The organism is Dyadobacter sp. 22481, assembly GCF_052044875.1.
GTDB classification, from domain to species: Bacteria; Bacteroidota; Bacteroidia; order Cytophagales; family Spirosomataceae; genus Dyadobacter; species Dyadobacter endophyticus.
The window spans coordinates 44,057-63,475 of record NZ_JBQENV010000006.1 but is presented as its reverse complement, the minus strand read 5'-3'; the positions used below and the strand labels follow the sequence as shown (position 1 = coordinate 63,475).

15 protein-coding genes and 1 tRNA gene are annotated in these 19,419 nt (G+C 48.9%); 9 read left to right on the top strand and 7 right to left on the bottom strand.

The window, feature by feature from the left end; genetic code table 11:
* Positions 1 to 14 precede the first annotated feature (14 nt).
* From ACTJJJ_RS30165 to ACTJJJ_RS30155, 3 genes are all read right to left on the bottom strand, one after another.
* Entirely contained in the window at positions 15 to 1,253 is a 1,239-nt protein-coding gene (locus tag ACTJJJ_RS30165; RefSeq protein WP_440703760.1) for an OmpA family protein, read from the bottom strand.
* An 84-nt stretch (positions 1,254 to 1,337) separates the two neighbouring features.
* On the bottom strand, positions 1,338 to 2,090 hold the full coding sequence (locus tag ACTJJJ_RS30160; protein ID WP_188939179.1) for a DUF5672 family protein: 753 nt from the start codon (positions 2,088 to 2,090) through the stop codon (positions 1,338 to 1,340).
* Between the two features lie 19 nt (positions 2,091 to 2,109).
* A complete protein-coding gene (locus ACTJJJ_RS30155; RefSeq protein ID WP_188939180.1) occupies positions 2,110 to 3,087 on the bottom strand; it encodes a glycosyltransferase family 2 protein in 978 nt (325 codons plus the stop codon).
* A gap of 111 nt (positions 3,088 to 3,198) precedes the next feature.
* On the opposite strand from ACTJJJ_RS30155, the gene ACTJJJ_RS30150 reads away from it, so the two are divergent.
* From ACTJJJ_RS30150 to ACTJJJ_RS30135, 4 genes are all read left to right on the top strand, one after another.
* Positions 3,199 to 3,750 carry a hypothetical protein gene (locus ACTJJJ_RS30150; RefSeq protein WP_426292460.1) on the top strand — a complete coding sequence of 184 codons (552 nt, stop codon included), beginning with the start codon at positions 3,199 to 3,201 and terminating at the stop codon, positions 3,748 to 3,750.
* Between the two features lie 14 nt (positions 3,751 to 3,764).
* A complete protein-coding gene (locus tag ACTJJJ_RS30145; RefSeq protein ID WP_440703759.1) occupies positions 3,765 to 4,559 on the top strand; it encodes a cysteine hydrolase family protein in 795 nt (264 codons plus the stop codon).
* A gap of 74 nt (positions 4,560 to 4,633) precedes the next feature.
* Complete coding sequence (gene uvrA, locus ACTJJJ_RS30140; RefSeq protein WP_426292458.1) at positions 4,634 to 7,507, top strand: excinuclease ABC subunit UvrA; 2,874 nt, start codon at positions 4,634 to 4,636, stop codon at positions 7,505 to 7,507.
* Between the two features lie 154 nt (positions 7,508 to 7,661).
* Entirely contained in the window at positions 7,662 to 8,498 is an 837-nt protein-coding gene (locus ACTJJJ_RS30135) for a fumarylacetoacetate hydrolase family protein (protein WP_188939184.1), read from the top strand.
* Between the two features lie 58 nt (positions 8,499 to 8,556).
* On the opposite strand, the gene ACTJJJ_RS30130 is transcribed toward ACTJJJ_RS30135, so the two are convergent.
* The 4 genes from ACTJJJ_RS30130 to ACTJJJ_RS30115 all read right to left on the bottom strand — a co-directional run bounded on the left by ACTJJJ_RS30130 (position 8,557) and on the right by ACTJJJ_RS30115 (position 13,609).
* Positions 8,557 to 8,946: a hypothetical protein gene (locus ACTJJJ_RS30130; RefSeq protein WP_440703758.1), complete on the bottom strand. Its 390-nt coding sequence runs from the start codon at positions 8,944 to 8,946 to the stop codon at positions 8,557 to 8,559.
* Positions 8,947 to 9,275: 329 nt separating this feature from the next.
* A complete protein-coding gene (gene der / locus ACTJJJ_RS30125) occupies positions 9,276 to 10,586 on the bottom strand; it encodes a ribosome biogenesis GTPase Der (RefSeq protein WP_440703757.1) in 1,311 nt (436 codons plus the stop codon).
* A 65-nt stretch (positions 10,587 to 10,651) separates the two neighbouring features.
* Positions 10,652 to 11,578 (bottom strand): GTPase Era, encoded by a 927-nt coding sequence (era, locus tag ACTJJJ_RS30120; RefSeq protein ID WP_188939187.1) that lies wholly within the window; start codon positions 11,576 to 11,578, stop codon positions 10,652 to 10,654.
* A gap of 45 nt (positions 11,579 to 11,623) precedes the next feature.
* On the bottom strand, positions 11,624 to 13,609 hold the full coding sequence (locus ACTJJJ_RS30115; protein ID WP_440703756.1) for an LTA synthase family protein: 1,986 nt from the start codon (positions 13,607 to 13,609) through the stop codon (positions 11,624 to 11,626).
* A 108-nt stretch (positions 13,610 to 13,717) separates the two neighbouring features.
* Here ACTJJJ_RS30115 and ACTJJJ_RS30110 point away from each other — a divergent pair.
* The 5 genes from ACTJJJ_RS30110 (at position 13,718) to rpmH (ending at position 19,335) form a co-directional block, all read left to right on the top strand.
* Positions 13,718 to 13,790: transfer RNA gene (locus ACTJJJ_RS30110), tRNA-Met, on the top strand.
* A gap of 144 nt (positions 13,791 to 13,934) precedes the next feature.
* A complete protein-coding gene (locus ACTJJJ_RS30105) occupies positions 13,935 to 17,045 on the top strand; it encodes a sensor histidine kinase (protein ID WP_440703755.1) in 3,111 nt (1,036 codons plus the stop codon).
* Between the two features lie 237 nt (positions 17,046 to 17,282).
* Entirely contained in the window at positions 17,283 to 17,507 is a 225-nt protein-coding gene (locus ACTJJJ_RS30100) for a hypothetical protein (RefSeq protein ID WP_229223371.1), read from the top strand.
* A 126-nt stretch (positions 17,508 to 17,633) separates the two neighbouring features.
* On the top strand, positions 17,634 to 19,052 hold the full coding sequence (locus tag ACTJJJ_RS30095; protein WP_440703754.1) for a hypothetical protein: 1,419 nt from the start codon (positions 17,634 to 17,636) through the stop codon (positions 19,050 to 19,052).
* Positions 19,053 to 19,176: 124 nt separating this feature from the next.
* Positions 19,177 to 19,335, top strand: a complete 159-nt coding sequence (rpmH, locus tag ACTJJJ_RS30090; protein WP_015813300.1) for a 50S ribosomal protein L34 — start codon at positions 19,177 to 19,179, stop codon at positions 19,333 to 19,335.
* Positions 19,336 to 19,419 lie beyond the last annotated feature (84 nt).

The window sequence follows — 19,419 nt, the reverse complement described above, 5'->3', positions numbered from 1 at the left end:
GGATGACATTTAGATCACATTTCCGTAATCACAAATTCCACCCGGCGGTTCTTTTTCCGCTCTTCTTCGGTTCCTTTGGTGATTGGCCTTGTGCCGCCGTAACCTTTCGCTTCGATACGGCTTCCATTAATGCCCTTTTCTACGAGATAGCTTTTTACAGCCTCCGCACGCTGACGGGAGAGTTCAAGGTTTTTGTCAAAGTCACCCACATTATCGGTATGGCCTTCGACCCGGATCTTGACTGTCGGACTGTCGCGCATGACATCTACCAGCCGGTTCAGCTCTTCAAAGGATTCGGGAAGCAACGTGTATTGGGAAGTTTCGAAATAAATATTAGGGAGCAAAATCGTTTCTCCGACGATGAGCGGCGTAAGATATACGTCCTGATCAAAAGACTTGCCCGAAGAGTCGCCCGGCGCGAGGCTGAACGACGACCCGTAGTAGCCGCGGGCCATTACACGGAATTTATATTGCTCACCCGCATCGACGCCCACCCGGTATTTTCCGGATGACGACCGGATTTGCAGCGTATCCCCGCTTTCGATGTAGGAAAGCTGGGCGGCGATCGGCTCCTTCGTTTTCGCATTGTAAACTGTACCTCTTAAAACAGCCGTTTCACTCTCTTTTTTCGGAGCGGGTACCGGAACCTTCTTTTGGGGTGCTTTTACGGCTGGTTTTTTCGCCGGCGGTGTCGTTGCTTTGGCTATCGGCTTCGATGATTTCTCAGGCTGTTTTTTCAACGGGTTTTTGACATGGATTCCGTAAAAATTCCACGACTGGTAACCGCCCGAACTTCTGCCTTCGTAAAAATCGAACTCCTCGATTCCCGGCGTAAGTCTTTCGAAATAGGCCACAAAATCCACCGTATCGCCATTTGCGACGCTTGTTTTAGTGGTGGTAGTGATATTTTCTGCCCTGATAAATTTGAATTTTTTATCGATTTCACCAGGCTTGTACAGCCTCGTTTCAGGATCGAGCCAGATCTGACTTTGGCCTTGCTGCTGCAATTTCGGAATGCGCGAGTCGGGAAATGGCGACGTCCGTGGTTGTGATCGCAATTGCGGCTGCTGGGCTTGCTTGTCGATGAATTGCAGATAGACAACCGTGTTGGCATCCGTCAGTTCTACCTTCTTGATTTTCACATAGGGAACCGACGACTCCTCTACCCTGGGATTCTCAGTAATTTGCCCGAAGCTGGTATGGATTGACAGTAAAATGGCTCCAAAACTGGCCGAAAGCAACTTGAAATTCATAGCGATATTGGGGTTTGAATTAAATATCAGCAAGAACGTCCGAAAATCGATGATAGTTTGTTAAAAATTGTTAAACGCAGAAAATCACTGGTTTACAGGAATAAACGGAATCCAGAAAGCCGGATCGTAGCGCTCCCAGGCGTGGCAGGCGAACGGCAACTGATGGTTTGTAAGCTCATAACTCGCGGCCGGGCTTTTCTCGAACGAGAAACGCAATGCCTCGCGCCATTCCGGTAATCTCATAAAGATTTTCATCGGTTTGAGTCGCGTCGCTTCTTGGCAGAAAAGCATGTCTTCATTGCCTTTCCAGGAGGGATAGAATAGGTTGTATATCTTTAAATAGCGTAAAAACGCAGCTATTTTTCGCAAGGATAGGCCTCCATTAAGCACTACACGATGGGACGACAACGCATCGGCAAAATCCTGCGCCGCCTCGGCAGAAATCGTATCGAACTCGGGCATGTGAAGTGACGGCGCGCCCACATAGTCATAGCCTTTGGCACACCATTCTTCGAGCTCGTCGCGGAAAACAAATGCATCAAGCTGGTAAATGAGGATGTATTGGTAAGCGTCGAAGGCCTTGTAAAAATCAATGGACACCATCAGCCGGTTATAGGCATCGACGCCCGCGAAGTAACTGTTAGCAAACGACTGGACCCTGAGCGCCGGGTATTGTTGCTGCAATGCGGAAAGGTCGAGGCCGGCAGGTTTCACGACGATCACCGGGTAGTTGCCCAGCACAGCCATACATTGCCGCAACGACATTTGCTCGGCATCCGTCATATTTGCCTGATACACAGGTATCACCACCGCCACCCGCGACTTTTTTTCAGCCATTTTAATGTTAATCCAGTTCCTATTCGAATAAATCCCCTACCGCCGGCAGCCACCAGTCTTTACTGCTAAACTTGTAATAACCGCGCAGCAATTGGCTCAGCACCGGTGTAAGTCGTTTGAAACGGCTTTCGGGCAGTCCCGCCCGGGTGTAAAAATGCTTTTGGGAAAGATACAATTTAAGCAGTTTCTCACGCGGGACGAACGGAAGCGCGCGAAGGAGCAGATAAAGCTCATGCAGCTTGTTGGCCTTTTCTTTCAACGGGACGAGCTTCAATTTCCGGTCGCGTTTGAAACGATGGGCGAGCTGCACTTTCTCGACCTTGTTGCCAAATCCCACCTGCTGGCTGGAATGGATGCGGTACGAAATAAGGGATTCGGGTATGAATTCTATCTTGTTTTCCAGGCTCAACACCATGGCTATCCAGGCATCATGGATCAAATCCTGCACGTGCGTAGGGAAAGGCATGAGCCGGGCGAGGCATGATTTGCGGATCGCGAGCGTGGCGCCTGTCACCACAAACCCGTTAAAAAGGATCTCATGAGGTTTGCCGCTTTCCCAGATCTGCTGCCGTGCTCTGTCAAACTCGATTTCTTCCCAAATAGTCCTGCCGGTTGGCTCCGAATCGTCATTGATCATTTCCGCATCGCTGAACACCGCGTCGAGGTCCGGGCGCGCATTCAGGAATGCAAGCTGCTTTTGCACCTTATCGTTTCGCCAGCGGTCGTCCTGGTCACACAGGAAAATCACGTCCCCTTCACATAGCGACAGGCACTTCTCGAAATTCCTGGTCGAACCGAGATTCTGCTCGTTCACATAAATGCGAACGGCGAACTTGCTGGTAGTAGCAAAAGATTTTATGATTTCAATCGTGTCGTCCTTAGATCTGTCGTCGCAAACAACCAATTCATCCACCGAAACCGTCTGATCAGCAATGCTCTTCAACTGTTCGGGCAAGTACTTTGCCCCGTTGTAAGTACACATAGCTACTGAAATCATAATGTGTATCTGTATTTTATATTTTTGTAAAAGCTTCCCGGCCTTTTTAATAGGCCATAAAGTTACGTGGTTGAGCCGGGAATTAAATCAAAAGTTATTAAAACCACTTGAATGGCATTACCAGAACAGCTTAAAAAGGCGATTATCCAGATGCCGGCGAAAGAAAAGGATAAATTGCTCCTGAGGCTGATCACCAAAGACAAGACCCTGAGCGACCGCCTGCATTTCGAACTGATCGAAGACAGTTCCACCATTCCCGAACGCCGCGAAGAGCTCATGGGGCGGATCGTGCGGACATCGAAGTTCAACCAGAATACACCGGGTTGGGTACTGACGGATATGCGCAGCCTCAGTGCGGATATTGCCTATCATGTGAAGGTTACGAAGGATAAGGTCGGGGGCATCGAGTTGAATATTTTTCTCTTGAATACATTCCTGGAAGGCTACTCCGACATTCTGAGAACCTACTCGTCCCGCGCCGATACCTGTGCATTGTACATTGCCAAAAAGGCCCAGGTGATCCTTAACGGCCTTAGTAAACTCGACGATGACTACCGGATCGACTATATCAAAGACACGAACCGGATGCTTCAACTCGTTTTCAGCCTCTGTTCCAAAATGTACGCCCGACAAATGGAACTGCCGCACGAACTGGAATTTTAACACACCATTGATCTATGAAAAAGACCGCATTGCTGATTATCGACGCCCAATACGATTTCTGTGATCCTAACGGGACATTATACGTTCCCGGGGCCGAGAAAGACGTCGAGCGCATTGCCAGCCTCATTGCTTTGGAAGGCGACAAAATCGATTCAATATTCCTGACGCTCGATACCCACAAGGTGCTGGACATTGCGCACCCGCTTTTCTGGGAAGATCGGAACGGCAATACGGTCGCACCGTTTACGCTGATTTCAACCCAATCGGTGGAAGCGGGCAAATGGGTCCCGCGCTACCATCGCGAATATGTTTTGAAATACCTACAAACCCTTGAAGAAGAAGGCGAATTCCAGCATTTTATATGGCCGGAGCATTGCCTTGTCTGCTCCAAAGGGGCGGCAATCGACGATACGCTCATGCGCGCCGTGCTCGCCTGGGCGCACCGCACCCGCCGCGACTACCGGACGGTTTCGAAAGGTATTAACCCGCTGACCGAGCATTTCGGGGTCTTCAAAGCCCAGGTACCGGTGGCTAATGCACCCGAAACAGAGCTGGATGAACGTTTTCTGGCTGAGCTAAGCGAATATGATCAGGTACTCGTGGCCGGCGAAGCACGTTCGCATTGTGTCGCGACGAGCATCCGGCAGATCGTCAAATATGCCCCTGCATTGGCTGCGAAAGTCGTTGCGCTCACCGACTGCATGTCCGACGTCCCCAACTTCGGTCACTTCGCCGATCCTATATTTGAAGAAGCCGCCAAAAGCGGCATGAAATTTATGAAAGCGGGCCAGGTTTTTAAAGAAAACTAAATGCCGCGCCTTTTGGTTATAATAGTATCACATCATCATTCAAACTAATATCATAATCCATCGATAACCCCGCTATGATGCAATTAGCAGTGCCCCGGATCGAGGCCGATCAGTTCGATGAACTGGATCCGAGACAATACATTCTGATCAAAGGTGCCCGTGTCAACAATCTGAAAAACATCGATGTGGCGATCCCGCGCAACAAGCTGGTCGTTATTACGGGTCTTTCCGGCTCAGGAAAATCGTCATTGGCCTTCGATACGCTGTTTGCGGAAGGCCAGCGCATGTACGTGGAAAGTCTTAGCAGCTACGCGCGGCAGTTTCTCGGACGGATGGAAAAGCCGGAAGTGGAATACATTAAAGGCATTTCGCCGGCTATTGCCATCGAGCAGAAGGTCAATACCCGTAATCCGCGATCTACGGTGGGTACTTCCACGGAGATTTACGATTATCTCAAACTGCTTTTCGCACGCATAGGACACACCTATTCGCCGGTTTCCGGGGGAATCGTGCGGAAAGACTCGGTGACCGACGTGGTGAACTACATGCTCGCGCACGACGAGGGCACACGTGTGATGATTCTCGCGCCGCTACTCATCCGCGACGGCCGCTCGCAAATTGAAGAACTCACGATCCTGCTTTCCAAAGGCTACAACCGTATTGTGCTGAACGAGGAAGTCGTTTCAATCGAAGATATTCTCGAGAAACCCGACCATTTTCCGCAGGCCGGCAACCAGGTTTTTATCCTCATCGACCGCGCCGCGATCAAACATAACGACGAAGACACACAGTACCGCCTTTCCGACTCCGTACAAACCGCCTTTTTTGAAGGAGAAGGGACCTGTACAGTGAATATTGTAGGAGGAGAAAAAAGGGTTTTCTCCGACAAGTTCGAACTCGACGGCATTACGTTCGAGGAACCGACAGTCAACCTTTTCAGCTTTAACAATCCTTTCGGTGCCTGCAAAAGGTGTGAAGGATTTGGAAAAATATTGGGAATAGACCCTGACCTGGTCATTCCAGACAAAAATCTCTCGGTGTACGACGGTGCCATAGCGCCCTGGCGTACCGAGAAAATGGGCGAATGGCTGGTTCCGCTCGTCCGCAACGGCGTGAAATTCGATTTCCCGATCCACAGGCCTTATAAAGACCTTACACCTGCGCAGAAAGAGCTGCTCTGGACCGGTAACCAATATTTCGACGGTATCAACGATTTCATCTCGGAACTCGAATCTCAAACACACAAAATCCAATACCGTGTAATGCTCTCGCGCTTCCGCGGCCGCACGACCTGCCCGGACTGCCGTGGCTCACGCTTGCGGAAGGACGCTTCCTATGTCAAAATAGGCGGCAAATCCATTACCGATTTGGTGTTAATGCCTATTCAGGATGTTTCAGGCTTTTTCAAAGAGCTCGGGCTCGGCGACCACGACCGGCAGATTGCACGTCGCGTCCTGACGGAAATCGAATCGCGCCTGGATTATATGAACCGCGTCGGACTTGGTTATCTAACTTTAAACCGGTTGACCAGCACATTATCCGGCGGTGAATTCCAGCGCATCAAGCTGGCAACTTCATTGGGAAGCGCATTGGTAGGCTCAATGTACATTCTCGACGAACCGAGTATCGGCTTACACCCGCGCGATACGCAAAGGCTGGTGGGCGTGCTCGAATCGCTTCGTGACCTGGGCAATACCGTAATTGTAGTCGAACACGAGGAAGAAGTAATGCACGCGGCGGATCAGATCATCGACATTGGCCCCGAAGCCGGAACTGGCGGCGGGCACCTGGTTTTCCAGGGAAACCAGCGCGATATCGAGGCGCTGAAAGTCGATGGTAGTCTGGGAGGTAAGAGCAGTCAAGAGGTTAACGCGCAGTCGCATACGTTGGATTTCTTGCTGGGGAATGATTCTATTACTGTTCCCACTGTCAGAAGGAAGTCTTTGCACTTCCTGGAAATTAAGGGTGCACGGGAGAATAATTTAAAGGAACTCGATGTAAAAATCCCTTTGAATAACCTAACCGTCGTCACCGGCGTGAGTGGTTCAGGAAAATCTACACTGATCCGGAAGATCCTGTACCCTGCATTAATGCGCCTTAAAGGCGAGTTTAGCGAAGATGTAGGACGTTTCGACGAGCTTACGGGCAGCGTAGATCGCATCGAGGCCGTTGAAATGATCGACCAAAACCCGATCGGGAAATCGTCGCGCTCGAACCCGGTTACTTATATTAAGGCTTATGATTATATCCGGCAGATGATGTCGGAACAGCCGCTTTCGAAAGCAAGAGGCTATAAACCCTCGCATTTCTCCTTCAACGTCGACGGTGGCCGTTGCGAAATATGCCAGGGCGAGGGCCAGGTGAAGATCGAAATGCAGTTTATGGCCGACATTTACCTGACTTGCGAGGGCTGTAACGGCAAGCGTTTCAAGCAGGAAATCCAGGAAGTAAAATATCAGGACAAAGATGTTGCCGAAATCCTCGACATGACCGTCGACGAGGCTATCGAATTTTTCAGGCAGGGCGAACCCAAGCTTGCCGATAAATTGCTTCCATTGCAAGAGGTAGGGCTTGGATATGTAGGGCTTGGGCAATCTTCAAACACATTGTCCGGCGGTGAGGCACAGCGTGTTAAACTCGCCTCATTCCTGGGGAAGGGCTCTTCCAATAAAGGCAAAACACTCTTCATTTTCGACGAACCGACCACCGGTTTGCATTTCCACGACATTAAAAAGCTCCTCAAAGCCATCAATGCACTGGTAGAGCAAGGCGACAGCGTGATCATCATCGAACACAATATGGAGGTCATCAAAAGCGCCGACTGGATCATCGACCTCGGCCCCGAAGGCGGCGAAAATGGCGGGCAGCTCACATTCACCGGTACTCCCGAGGAAATGGTAAAGCTCGAAGGAAACTACACGGCGGACTTTTTAAGGGAAAAGATTTGATATTGTGAGTATGTCCCTTAACCCAGTGACTATGGCGCAACGGGTACCTCCACATTCCCGCAAATCCAGTGGCCTGAAACACTTTCCTGTCCGTATTTAACAGTAAAGACGCCCCGCGGGGGACTTATTCAGGCAAAACCAAAATCTGCATTTCATGAAGTTATATAAGACCGAAAATGGCATTCTCCTTGAAAACGAGGACATTTTCTACCGCCTCCACGAAACGGACTGGGACGTTGTGGTCAACAGGAATAACCTGTACGAATGGTTGGAAGGACAGACGCAAAGCCTTATCGCCCTGACATTCAGCGACGATTTCCCAATGCCCGATGCACTGGCACCCATTGGCACCCAGGAAGTATGGGCTTCGGGTGTGACCTATTTCAAGAGCCGTACGGCACGAATGGAGGAATCCGAAAAAGCAGGCGGCGGCAGCTTCTACGACCGCGTATATGAAGCCGAACGTCCGGAACTATTCTTTAAATCGACAGCATGGCGTGTAATAGGCCACCACGGCACGGTACGCATCCGTAAAGATTCGACCTGGGACGTTCCCGAGCCGGAACTGACCCTATTTGCTACTTCCGAAGGCGCATTGGTAGGCTATACCATCGGTAACGACATGAGTTCCAGAAGTATAGAAGGTGAAAACCCCTTGTATTTGCCGCAGGCGAAATCCTACACCGGCAGCGCAGCGTTGGGGCCTTGTCTTTATGTATTTAAAGACCAGCTCGGTGTCGACACGGTGATCGACCTGTCCATCGTTCGCGGAGGTGAGGAAGTTTTCAATGGGCAGGTTACCCTGGCGCAAATGAAACGCAAACCAGAAGAGCTGCTGCACTTCCTTTACCGCGAAATGGCGTTCCCGCAAGGCGCTTATCTGATGACCGGGACGGGTATTGTACCCTCTTCCGATTTCACATTGAAATCCGGCGACGTAGTTCATATTACCATCGAGCCCATCGGAACTTTAACGAATACGGTGGGTTGATAAACAAAAGAGCTGCAAGGGTTGACCTTGCAGCTCTTTTCAGTAATGCTAATATTGTTTACGAATGCCCGAGCTTGGGAATGAAGGTGTAAATCACGCACCGAACTGCACTCACCAGCTTGGTCACCATCGATTCGCCTTCACTTTCTTCTGATTCGCTTTCAAAAAATGCCGCCGGACCTTCTTCCAGGATGCGGGCATTCAATGTCATAATTTCAGATGCCGGCATACCGGCGCTCGTGTTTTTGATCACACCTGCGTGCTTCACGTGCACAGGAGCTTTCGCTTTCAAAGCAGGCTTAATCTTTCTGGCAACCGTCCTTTCAGTTACACATTCCTTGCCTGACTGCAATTTTCTGTGTGCCACGAACATGTTGTGCACATAGCCCGTTGCACTGGCTTGCAGGCTGATGATGATGAGCAATATTAAGATTCTAAGTGTTTTCATGGCTGTATTCAATCGTTAAGAATCCCGGGCAGAACCGGATGGAATTATGTGTAACTAATTGACCTTACAAATATATATGTTTCATTAGGTATCTTGCAATACATAGTACCTTGTTTTTAACATTTTTTTTGAATTTTTTTTCAACCTTCTTCAAAGCACCGTGGCTGGCCGGATAACAGATGTAAAAGTAATACAAAAGGTTGCTCGAGATTTTCTAAAAAAGACGAACCGTCGAATTTTCCGGCTGAATAGTAGTTGGTTACGGATAAATTGCAAAGCGCCGACAGGGAACATCCCGCCGGCGCTTTTTTGCTGATAACATTTTTCTCCTATTTCTCGCGGAAGAATATCGTGATCGGTACACCCGAAAAATCGAAGTTTTCGCGCAAACGGTTTTCCAGGTAGCGTAAATACGGCTCCTTTACGTGCTTCGGGTGACTGCTGAAAAACACGAATGTCGGCGAAGGCGTCGGCAGCTGGATCATATATTTGATATTGATATACTTGCCGCGGTGTGCCGGTGGCGGGTATTTCTCGATCTCCGCCTGCATTACCTCGTTCAGTTTCGAAGTAGTAATCTTCTTCGTTTTGTTCTGATAAACTTCCATCGCTTTCTCCATTACCTGGTGAATGCGCTGTTTTTCAGCTACCGAGGCGAAAATGATTGGCATGTAGTTCATCGGCGCGAGCTTTTCCAGCAATGCTTTTTTGTATTGATCGGCCGTTTTAGAGTCTTTTTCGACCAGGTCCCATTTGTTGACCATGATCACAATGCCCTTTTTCGCCTTGTCGGCCTGGCCGATGATGTTCATATCCTGGCCTTCAAGTCCCAGCGTTGCATCCAGCAACACGATACAAACGTCGGACTCTTCCATTGCTTTAACCGAGCGAAGTGTCGAATAAAACTCAATATCTTCCTTCACACGCGACTTCCTGCGGATTCCCGCCGTATCGGTCAGGATGAAATTCATCCCGAATGCATTGTAATGCGTGTGAATCGCGTCGCGGGTGGTACCTGCTATGTCCGTAACGATGCTGCGATCGGTGCCGGTGAGTACGTTCAGGAACGATGATTTACCCACATTCGGGCGTCCCATGATCGCAATGCGGGGGATGCCTTCTTCGGGGTTTTCGATGCCTGCGGTTTCAAAATGCTGGATTACCTTATCCAGCAGCTCACCCGTACCGAAACCGGTTTGTGCAGAAATCGCGAAAATCTCATCACCCAAACCCAATTCATAAAATTCACCCGCCGACTGATAGCGTTCTGTTGTTTCGGCCTTATTTGCTACGAGGTAAACCGGCTTGTTGAAACGACGGAGCACATTTGCGAAATCTTTGTCGAGATCGGTGAGGCCGGTCATGGTGTCGACCATAAAAAGGACCACCGTGGATTCTTCGATCGCGAGTTCAACCTGGTCGCGGATAGCGCCTTCAAAAATATCTTCGGAGCCTACTACATAACCCCCTGTATCAATCACTGTGAAATATTGGTCGGTCCATTCGCCGTAACCGTAATGCCTGTCGCGGGTTACGCCGCTCTGGTTGTCCATAATCGCCTTCCGGCTTTCGGTGAGGCGGTTGAACAAAGTGGATTTGCCCACATTCGGACGACCAACAATCGAAATTATATTTGCCATTTTTCTTCTATTAATATGATCCGAGCAGGCCTGGTGCCTGCTCTTCATGCGTTTTACTTAAAAATTTATTCCTGATAACCGAGCTGGCGAAGCTTGTTTTCCTTGCTTCTCCAATCCGGCTCTACTTTCACGTGCTGTTCGAGAAATACTTTTTTGCCAAAGAAATCTTCAAGGTCCTGGCGGGCCTGCGTGCCGACTTTCTTCAACATTTCTCCCTTTTCACCAATAATGATCCCTTTCTGGCTTTTGCGTTCGACCAGAATTTCTGCGCGGATCACAATGATGTCGTCCTTATCCTTAAATTCAGTGATTACTACTTCGGAGCTGTATGGAATTTCCTGGCGGTAATTCAAGAAGATTTTTTCGCGGATGATTTCCGAAGCAAAGAAACGCTCCGGCTTGTCGGTTAGTTCATCTTCATCGAAATAGGGCGGGTGGAAGGGCAAACGTGTCACTACCGCATCAAACAAAGTACCGATGTTCGCTTTTTCCAATGCAGAAATCGGTATAATGGCTGCGGGATGGATCTCATCGTCCCACTCCTGCATTTTCTGCTTCACCTCTTCTTCATTCGAAAGGTCGATTTTATTCAAAACCAAAACGACCGGCGCTTCCGTCCGTTTCAGCAGCGGCAGCACCTCATGCTCGGCCGCTTTCTCCCCTATTTCTACGACAAAAAGCACCACATCGGCATCTTCCAACGAGCCTTTCACAAAGGTCATCATCGAGTCGTGCAGCTTGTACGAAGGCTTGATCACCCCCGGCGTATCGGAATATACCAGTTGGAACGGGATATCCTCGTGCTTTCCATTCAAAATCCCGATAATGCGGTGACGGGTCGTCTGCGCCTTCGAGGTGATGATCGACATTCTTTCCCCTACGAGCACATTCATGAGCGTGGATTTCCCGACATTGGGCTTCCCGACAATACTCACAAAACCAGCCCGGTGGTTACGTAACTCTGTATTGTTATTTTCGACTTTCTCTTCCATAAAAACTACTTCTTCACTTTTTTATGCTTCCCAAAAACATGGCACCTAAGGTGTTACCGTCAGCCGGTCGTCCAGCATTCTGTTCGAATATTGCTGGATAAATGCCTTAACCTGCAATTCCATAGGCCCTTGGACTTCCGGAATACTGCCTGCAAGGTTATTTTTCAAAAGCTTGTCTTCCTGATATTTATACAAACCTACGGTTTTCCGGCCATCAAATTGCAATACGTATGGCCCGTTGAACCATTGATAAGCCCCATCATAGTTGACAGCAAAGTTGATCGGCGGGTTCCCGAAGATGTTTTTTCCAAAACCGAAATAGGGTTTATCATAATGCAGATAACCCAGTACGGACGGCATAATGTCGATCTGCTGCACAATTCGCGTACTATCGGTACCCGTCATAATGTTGTCGCGCGGCGAACCGTCGCCCGGCGAATCGTCGCCCGGCGCGTAGAAAAGAATAGGGACTGAAAAATTCCCGACAGACGTCTGATATTGCGGATAATGCGCGAATGTGGCCGAGTGATCAGCAGTGATCACAAATAATGTGTTCTTGAACCAAGGTTTGTCCTTAACCGAATCGAAGAACCTGCGCAACGCATTGTCGGTATAACCCATTGTTTCGTAGATCGGCAGCGGACCTTTCGGGAATTTGCCTTTGTAGCGTGCCGGAATCTGGAACGGGTCGTGCGACGATACCGTAAATAATGTACTTAAAAATGGCTCCTGGAAAGAATTTAACTTTTTGGCCCAGAACTGCATGAATTCCTCATCCCAAATCCCCCAGATACCGTCATAATCCGCATCATTATTATATTCGGTTTTACCATAATAATCTTTGATGCCGATCAGATTGGTGAATGCCTTAAAACCCATTGAGCCATTTGGCGCACCGTGGAAAAACGAGGTGTGGTAACCCTTGGCTTGCAGCATTTCGGGCAGGCTCGGCAGTTTGTTGTCCGTGTAGCGCGTCAGGATGAACGGCTCCAAAATACCGGGGATGCTCGTCAGTACCGACGGTATGGCCTCGATCGATTTCGCTCCATTGGCGAACGAGTACCAATGCACCCTGCTATGCTGCATCAGCGAGTCGATGAAGGGCGTGTAACCTTTATAGGTACCGTTCTCCAGATCCCGATTGTAGGTTCCCACCATTTCCTTCCCAAAACTCTCCCAGATCAGGATCACAACGTTTTTGGGACGAAATGCCGGCGCATTTGGCTCAGGTGTGTGAATGGGTGAATAAACGGCATTCATCTCCTGCTCGGATTTGAAATACTCCGCACGCTGGTAGTCAGACCTCCTCAGTGTTTTGAAAATGCAGAAAGGTGTATTCAGCACGATGAACATTTCCTTGGGCCTTTCTACATATTCGCCCGCATTGCTCAGCGTGATAGGCCGGGTGCTGTGCCTGAAACCGCCTTTCACGCCGCCGATGAACAGAAATACCGCAACGGTCATCAATACACTGTGTACCAGGAATATCTGCCAGGCAGGCCGCAGCGGTTTGGGTTCGACACGCCAGCGGCGCGTGATGTACACGACCAGCGCCACCAACAACATCCACACCAGCGCCACGTACCAATAATGCACCAAAAAGCCGCCAAATAGCTTGTGCATATTGTTTTCATGCGAAAATTCCTGCAAAACCGACCAGGTACTTCTTTTGATCGTGAAGCGATAATAAATGAAGTCGGCACAGTTCGCCAGCAGCGCAATGCTGTTGGTAATGATGAAAAGATAGTCCAGAAATTTCTGCACTATCGGCCGATACTTGAATGTGACAGGGATGAGCGTTAGGAAAATGTAGAGGATATTGACATACAGCACCGCCACGAGGTCGAAACGCAAACCGCCGAGGAATAATCGCGGCGCCAGCGCCAGATTTACGCCCGGAAAAAATGACTGGTTAAACAAATAAAAGAGGACCCGGCAAATGCTGAACAAAATCATGATGCAGAGCAGCCTGATCAGCATTACCTGGTGAATGCGCCACCCGAAAGCGGAAGCGCCTGAATATGAACTCATAATTTTGATGTCAGAATGTTGGCAGCAAACTTTTTTGAAAAGTTTTCACAAAAATAGTTGTTTTCTGTAAAACAATTGTTGTATGTTTGCACTCCAATTCAACGACACCGCGGGATGGAGCAGTTGGTAGCTCGTTGGGCTCATAACCCAAAGGTCGCTGGTTCGAGTCCAGCTCCCGCTACACAGGCCAAAGCCACTTTCGAAAGAAGGTGGCTTTTTTGCATTTGTTCCCTTTTCGGCAAGAATGACAACTTTCTTGAAACAAAGTGCATAAGCGCGGATTATTTGGATTATTTTGCAGCTATCCCTGCACAATAATGAATTGATGAGCCGCATTTTCCGCCTGAAATCTCCCAACGGCGCCCTCGCTGCGCACGGGTTGTTGTGCCTTGTCCTTTTTGTAAGCTGGCTACTCCTCCCCGCAAAGGCACAGGAAATTAATTTTAAATCGGACAATTACTGGCTTACACATTATACCGCCGAATCCGGATTACCTCAGAATAGCATCAAATCCATTGCGCGCGACGAGGTGGGATTCTTCTGGTTCGCTACCGAAGACGGGCTGGTACGGTTTGATGGACGACATTTTCATACTTTTACTAATTCTAACTCGAAACTCGCCTCCAACCATCTCTTCCAAAGCTTTCGCGGGCCTAAGGATTTTAAACTCTACTTTCTTGACGATTCGAACACAGCGCACCGGATTGCGAATGGTGAAATAAACGAAACGGTCCCTTACCAAAAGAAATTCGGTGCTATGAACATGTTCAATGCCCCGGAGAAAGGGACGATCATGGCATTTGAACTATCCAACCGGCATATCTATAACGACCCCTGGAAGAATGCCCTTTTGACAGTGGCCGCAAACAGCTATTTCCGTTGCGATACGAGCGGGGTGGCTTACTTCGACCATGGAAAACAAGTATATCGTGTCCGAAACTCCGCTCAAAAGGTCGTCGATTATTTCACTGTGGGTCGGAAGTTGTATCTATTTAACCGGTTGCAGGGTAGCATTTCGCACATCGACCAGGCAGGCGCACACCCGGTTGCCATTACGGGAGATATCGCCGAAGACGGTGGTAGCACGATGCATTATCCAGGGATGGAGATCCTGTGGAACACCTTTGCCCAAACTCCCCTGATTGCCCTGGGAGGTAAAATCTACGATATCGCCCTATCCGGGAAGGCCCATTTCACCACCCGGTTGCTAATCGAGGGTTTTAACACCGGCGAACATAACATTATCAGTTCCTTTTACGACAGCAACACGGGATTACTGCTCCTGGGGAGCCATACCAAAGGGCTGTTCGTGTTTACGAGAAAGCAATTCGCTGCTTTCAAAGGCAGTGAGGGTTTTTCCATCCACGAACAGAGCCTTTACAAAAACCGTTACCTCTTTACTACTTTCGGCACGTACGACATATTCTCAAAAGCCGCAGTAACGCTTCCGTCTATTCAAAAATTGAACGGTTTAAGTCCGCTTCTGATGACAAACGACTACCTGTGGGTCAATGTCAATGGAATGCGCTACCTGTTTGATCAGGAAGGGACGAAGTTGGGGCAATGGTATCTCGGCAAAGAGGCCACTATTTCCTACGCCGACCTGGATGGAAACTTCTGGGCAGGTTTTCGCCGGGGAGTGCTACGGAAGTTCGATATCCACACGTTCAAATGGACGACTATCCGGATCGCCGGACTCACGTCCCCCATCTCCTTCATTTATCAGGAAAAAAGATCCGGTTCCCGCGAAAAGATCTTCTGGATCGGAGCAAACGACGGCTTGTTCCGACTAGCTGTTCCGGGCTACCGTGTCGAAAAAATAAAAAACTTTTCCGGCAGCCACATTCGCTCGATCATGGTAAGAAGGACAGGCGACGCGACGGAAATTTGGGGCACAATCTGGGACAAGGGCCTTTTTCTGATCAAAAACAATCGCATTACAATTTTTCCCCTTGACAGATACAAGCGCCTGGCCTCAGCCCACTGTATTACCGAAGATAAAGACGGCTTTTTCTGGGTCTCTACCAATAAGGGTTTATATCAAATCAGCAGCAGCGATCTGCGTGCGTATGCGGCACATTCGACAAAAAGCCTCTACTATCATTACTATGACTACAAAAACGGGTTTCTCACCAATGAATTCAATGGCGGATGCGCTCCTTGTTCACTGATCCTTCCCAACGAGCTTTTTTCGTTGCCGTCCATTAATGGACTGGTGTACTTTGCCCCTTCGGCCGTCCGGCCAGAGCTCCCCAACAAAACCCTGCTGATCGACAGAATAGAATATAACGGAAAACGGCTCGCTTATTCGGACACGCTGAGGCTCGACGAAAATTTTGAGTTTTTAAAACTTTCGGCATCAACCCCGTATTTTGGAAACACCGATAATGTCCAGATCGATTACCAGTTATCCAACAGCCAGCAAAAAGGCTCGTGGCTCCCTGTAAGCCAGGCGGGAGAGATTGTTTTCAATGGGCTCAGCACGGGCCAATATGTTCTTTCATTAAGGAAACTGAATGGCTTCGGGGCCAACAATTTCACCACAAAGCGCCTTATACTGATCATTGCCCCGAAGTGGTATGAGACGTGGTGGTTCAAAACATTGCTCCTGATCCTGCTGCTGCTGGGCACGAATGCTTTTTCCAAATGGCGCACCGATACGATTAAACGGCAAAACGAAGACCTCGAACGCGCAGTTAGCGAGCGCACCTCTGCGCTGAAAGAGTCCCAGAACGAGCTCAGCCGGCAACTCAACATCCAGGCGCACCTGATCGCGTCCATTACACATGATGTGCGTGCACCACTGAAATACGTTACCCAGGCATCCCGACAGATCCCCAAGCTCAACGAAATGCGCCAGCACAAGATGCTGAACGAGGTAAGCAATGCGCTGGAACAAAGTCTGGTTCAAATGACCAATTTCCTCGACAACCTGCTCAGTTATGTGCGGACGACGCTGTACCATAACAAAGTGGAAATGGCGCAGGTAGACCTTTCAGAACTGATCACCCAGAAATTGATATTGTTTGAAAAAGTATTTCAGCTCTACGGAAATGAGGTGCTGAATGAAGTGCCGGCAGACCTCACGATTCGCTCCAATCCGGAGTTACTGTCGGTCGTGGTGCATAATCTCATCGATAATGCCAGCAAATATGCCCGCAACGGCCAGATCCGCATTTTTTCGAATACAACGGATCTTTCGGTACACCTCATCATAGCCGATTCCGGCAAGGGGATCGATCCGGAAATCCGTGAATGGTTCAACAATCCGGCTGCCGCACATTCTGAATCGTATGGCAATGCATCGCCGAAAGGCTTTGGCCTCGTGATCGTCAAAGAGGTAGCCCGTCTTATAGGCCTCTCGGTTTACGTGGACAACCACAATGGCTGCGAATTTCACCTCGTGTTCGATACGCCGGAATCTGGTGGGGAGTAACACTTTTCGCACCTCGCCCAACGCGGTATTACTGTCAGTATCAATCTATTCACAAGAATTGATAAAAATTCGCACGAAACATATATTTGCTATCGGTGACATATTGTTTTACAGATTTTGGACTATATTTGAAAAAATTAAGAGTAAACATTAAATTTATTCTACAATTTTTTACAACAACACCTACAAATTTGTATCTTGCCGTAGATTTTATAATGATGCCATGCAAATATGATTATGACAAACCCTTATTTCTCCGGCTTCGAATATAGTGCAGCGCAAATCCGCCGTTTTCTGCAAACACATAAAACATTTACTCTTTTACTGTCGGGAGGACGCATCGTTCATCATGAGGCCGAAGACGCTATCCGTTTCAGGACGTGGCTCCTGACACACCAGATTGAGGACGTGCGCGAATCTTTTACCAAAAACTATTCCGCTTACAATCTGATGTCGGCCTAGGCTCCGGCAGTTCCTTACCGACTCCATCGTTTTTCCTAACCGCATCCTCACAGATGGGCATTTCTGGACGCCCGTTTAAAATAAATGTCTTATGTTTGGATACTTCTTTCACAAGGGTAACAACATATGACACATTACTTCTCCTGGCTTAAAAATCCCGACAACAAGTTAAAACTGCTCATACTGGCATTTTTTGTCATCCTGTTTCCATTTATAGCAGTCTCTTTTTTCGCATTCCCCACTACCGACGACTACTGCCACACGTTGGCCGTTAAAGAGCTGGGATACTGGGGCTACCAGGCACATTACTGGAAAACATGGTCGGGCAGGTACATCGGAACGCTCATTTCCGCCACGCAGCCACTCGCGTATGACTCCTACACCGGCTACAAGCTGGCGCCCATTGTGCTCATACTCTTATATGTACACGCATCCCTGAAATTTGCTGGCGCAATTACCGCCGGTAAACTACCCAAATGGCAGACCGTCCTGCTCGCATTCCTGCTGGTATTTGTACTCATTGCCGAGCTGCCCGTCGTTTCGGGCTATTTTTACTGGTACACCGGCTACTATTACACCGTCGCCGACATTGGTACGCTCTATTTGCTGGCCTATTTATTCAGAAACTATGCCAAGCTTTCCATACAGAACGTCGTTATGCTCGCCCTCGGCACTATTCTGCTGGTGGGCATGAACGAATACACGCTCGTATGGCTGGTGGTACTTTCGGGCGGGTGGTTCTTTTTCAGCAGTGTGATAGCCCGCAAATTGCAGATAAAATACATGCTCCTAAGCCTGATTGCCTTGTCGTTCGGCGTACTGTCGGTAACGGCTCCCGGCAATGGTGCACGGGCCGAGTCGGGGCTTTATCCGACGCCTCTGAAATACAATCTCTTATTTTCGATTAAAAACAGTCTTGTCTGGGAAATCCATAATTTCTCCAAAATGGCGCCAGCCCTGTGTGTACTGGCATTGGTACTGATCCCGATCGCCTGCCAGCTTTTCAAAAGCAAGGGCGAGGACGATTTCAAATTCTTCGGCGTACATCCGGCGCTTTCGATACTGATCTTCGTGGGCTGTATGTACCTCAGCTATTTTCCCTCATACTGGTCCATCGCCGAGCCGCCTAACCTGCGAGGACAATGCGTGATCACGTTCTGGACACTTATCGGCTGGACCTATAATGTGTTTGTGCTGACGTTCTGGGTGCTGAAAAAAGGCTACATGCAGCCGACAGCACAAGGCCCGGCCGTTGCCTGGGTGGCAGGCCTGTATTTCCTCTTCCTTTTCGCGGGCAATTTCAATTACCGATCGGCGTGGTCCGACTTGCTTACCGGCCGTGCAGCCCGGTTCAACCAGGAAATGCACGAACGTACGGCATTGGTACTGAACACGAAAGAACAACAGGTTTACGTTCCGAAGCTCAAAAACGTGCCCTACACCATCCTCATCGTAAACGACGAAACCGACCCGGCGTGGGCGTCTGTGGAGGTCAATAACGGCTGCGCGGAGTGGTTTTTCAAGAAGAAGTTTTTCTATAAATAGCCTGTTTTGCGGACTACTTCTGAAAAAAATACAGAAATTTTGACTTGATTAATTTTTTTATCTACCTTTGCAAGCCAAAATTACGGGTAGACAGAGATTTATATCGCAATAATTTGATACTGAGATGAAACGTACCTTTCAACCATCGAATCGCAAGAGGAGAAACAAGCACGGATTTCGTGAAAGAATGTCCACCGCAAACGGACGTAAAGTAGTAGCTGGCCGTCGGAAAAAAGGTCGCTGGAAATTGACTGTTTCTGACGAAAAACGTCACAAGCAATAAGCGACGCTTGAAGGTTTGAGTAGAGGACGCTAGTCGGAGACACAAAGTCTTTCATAGTCTGATAAGTTTGTGATTTACAAACTT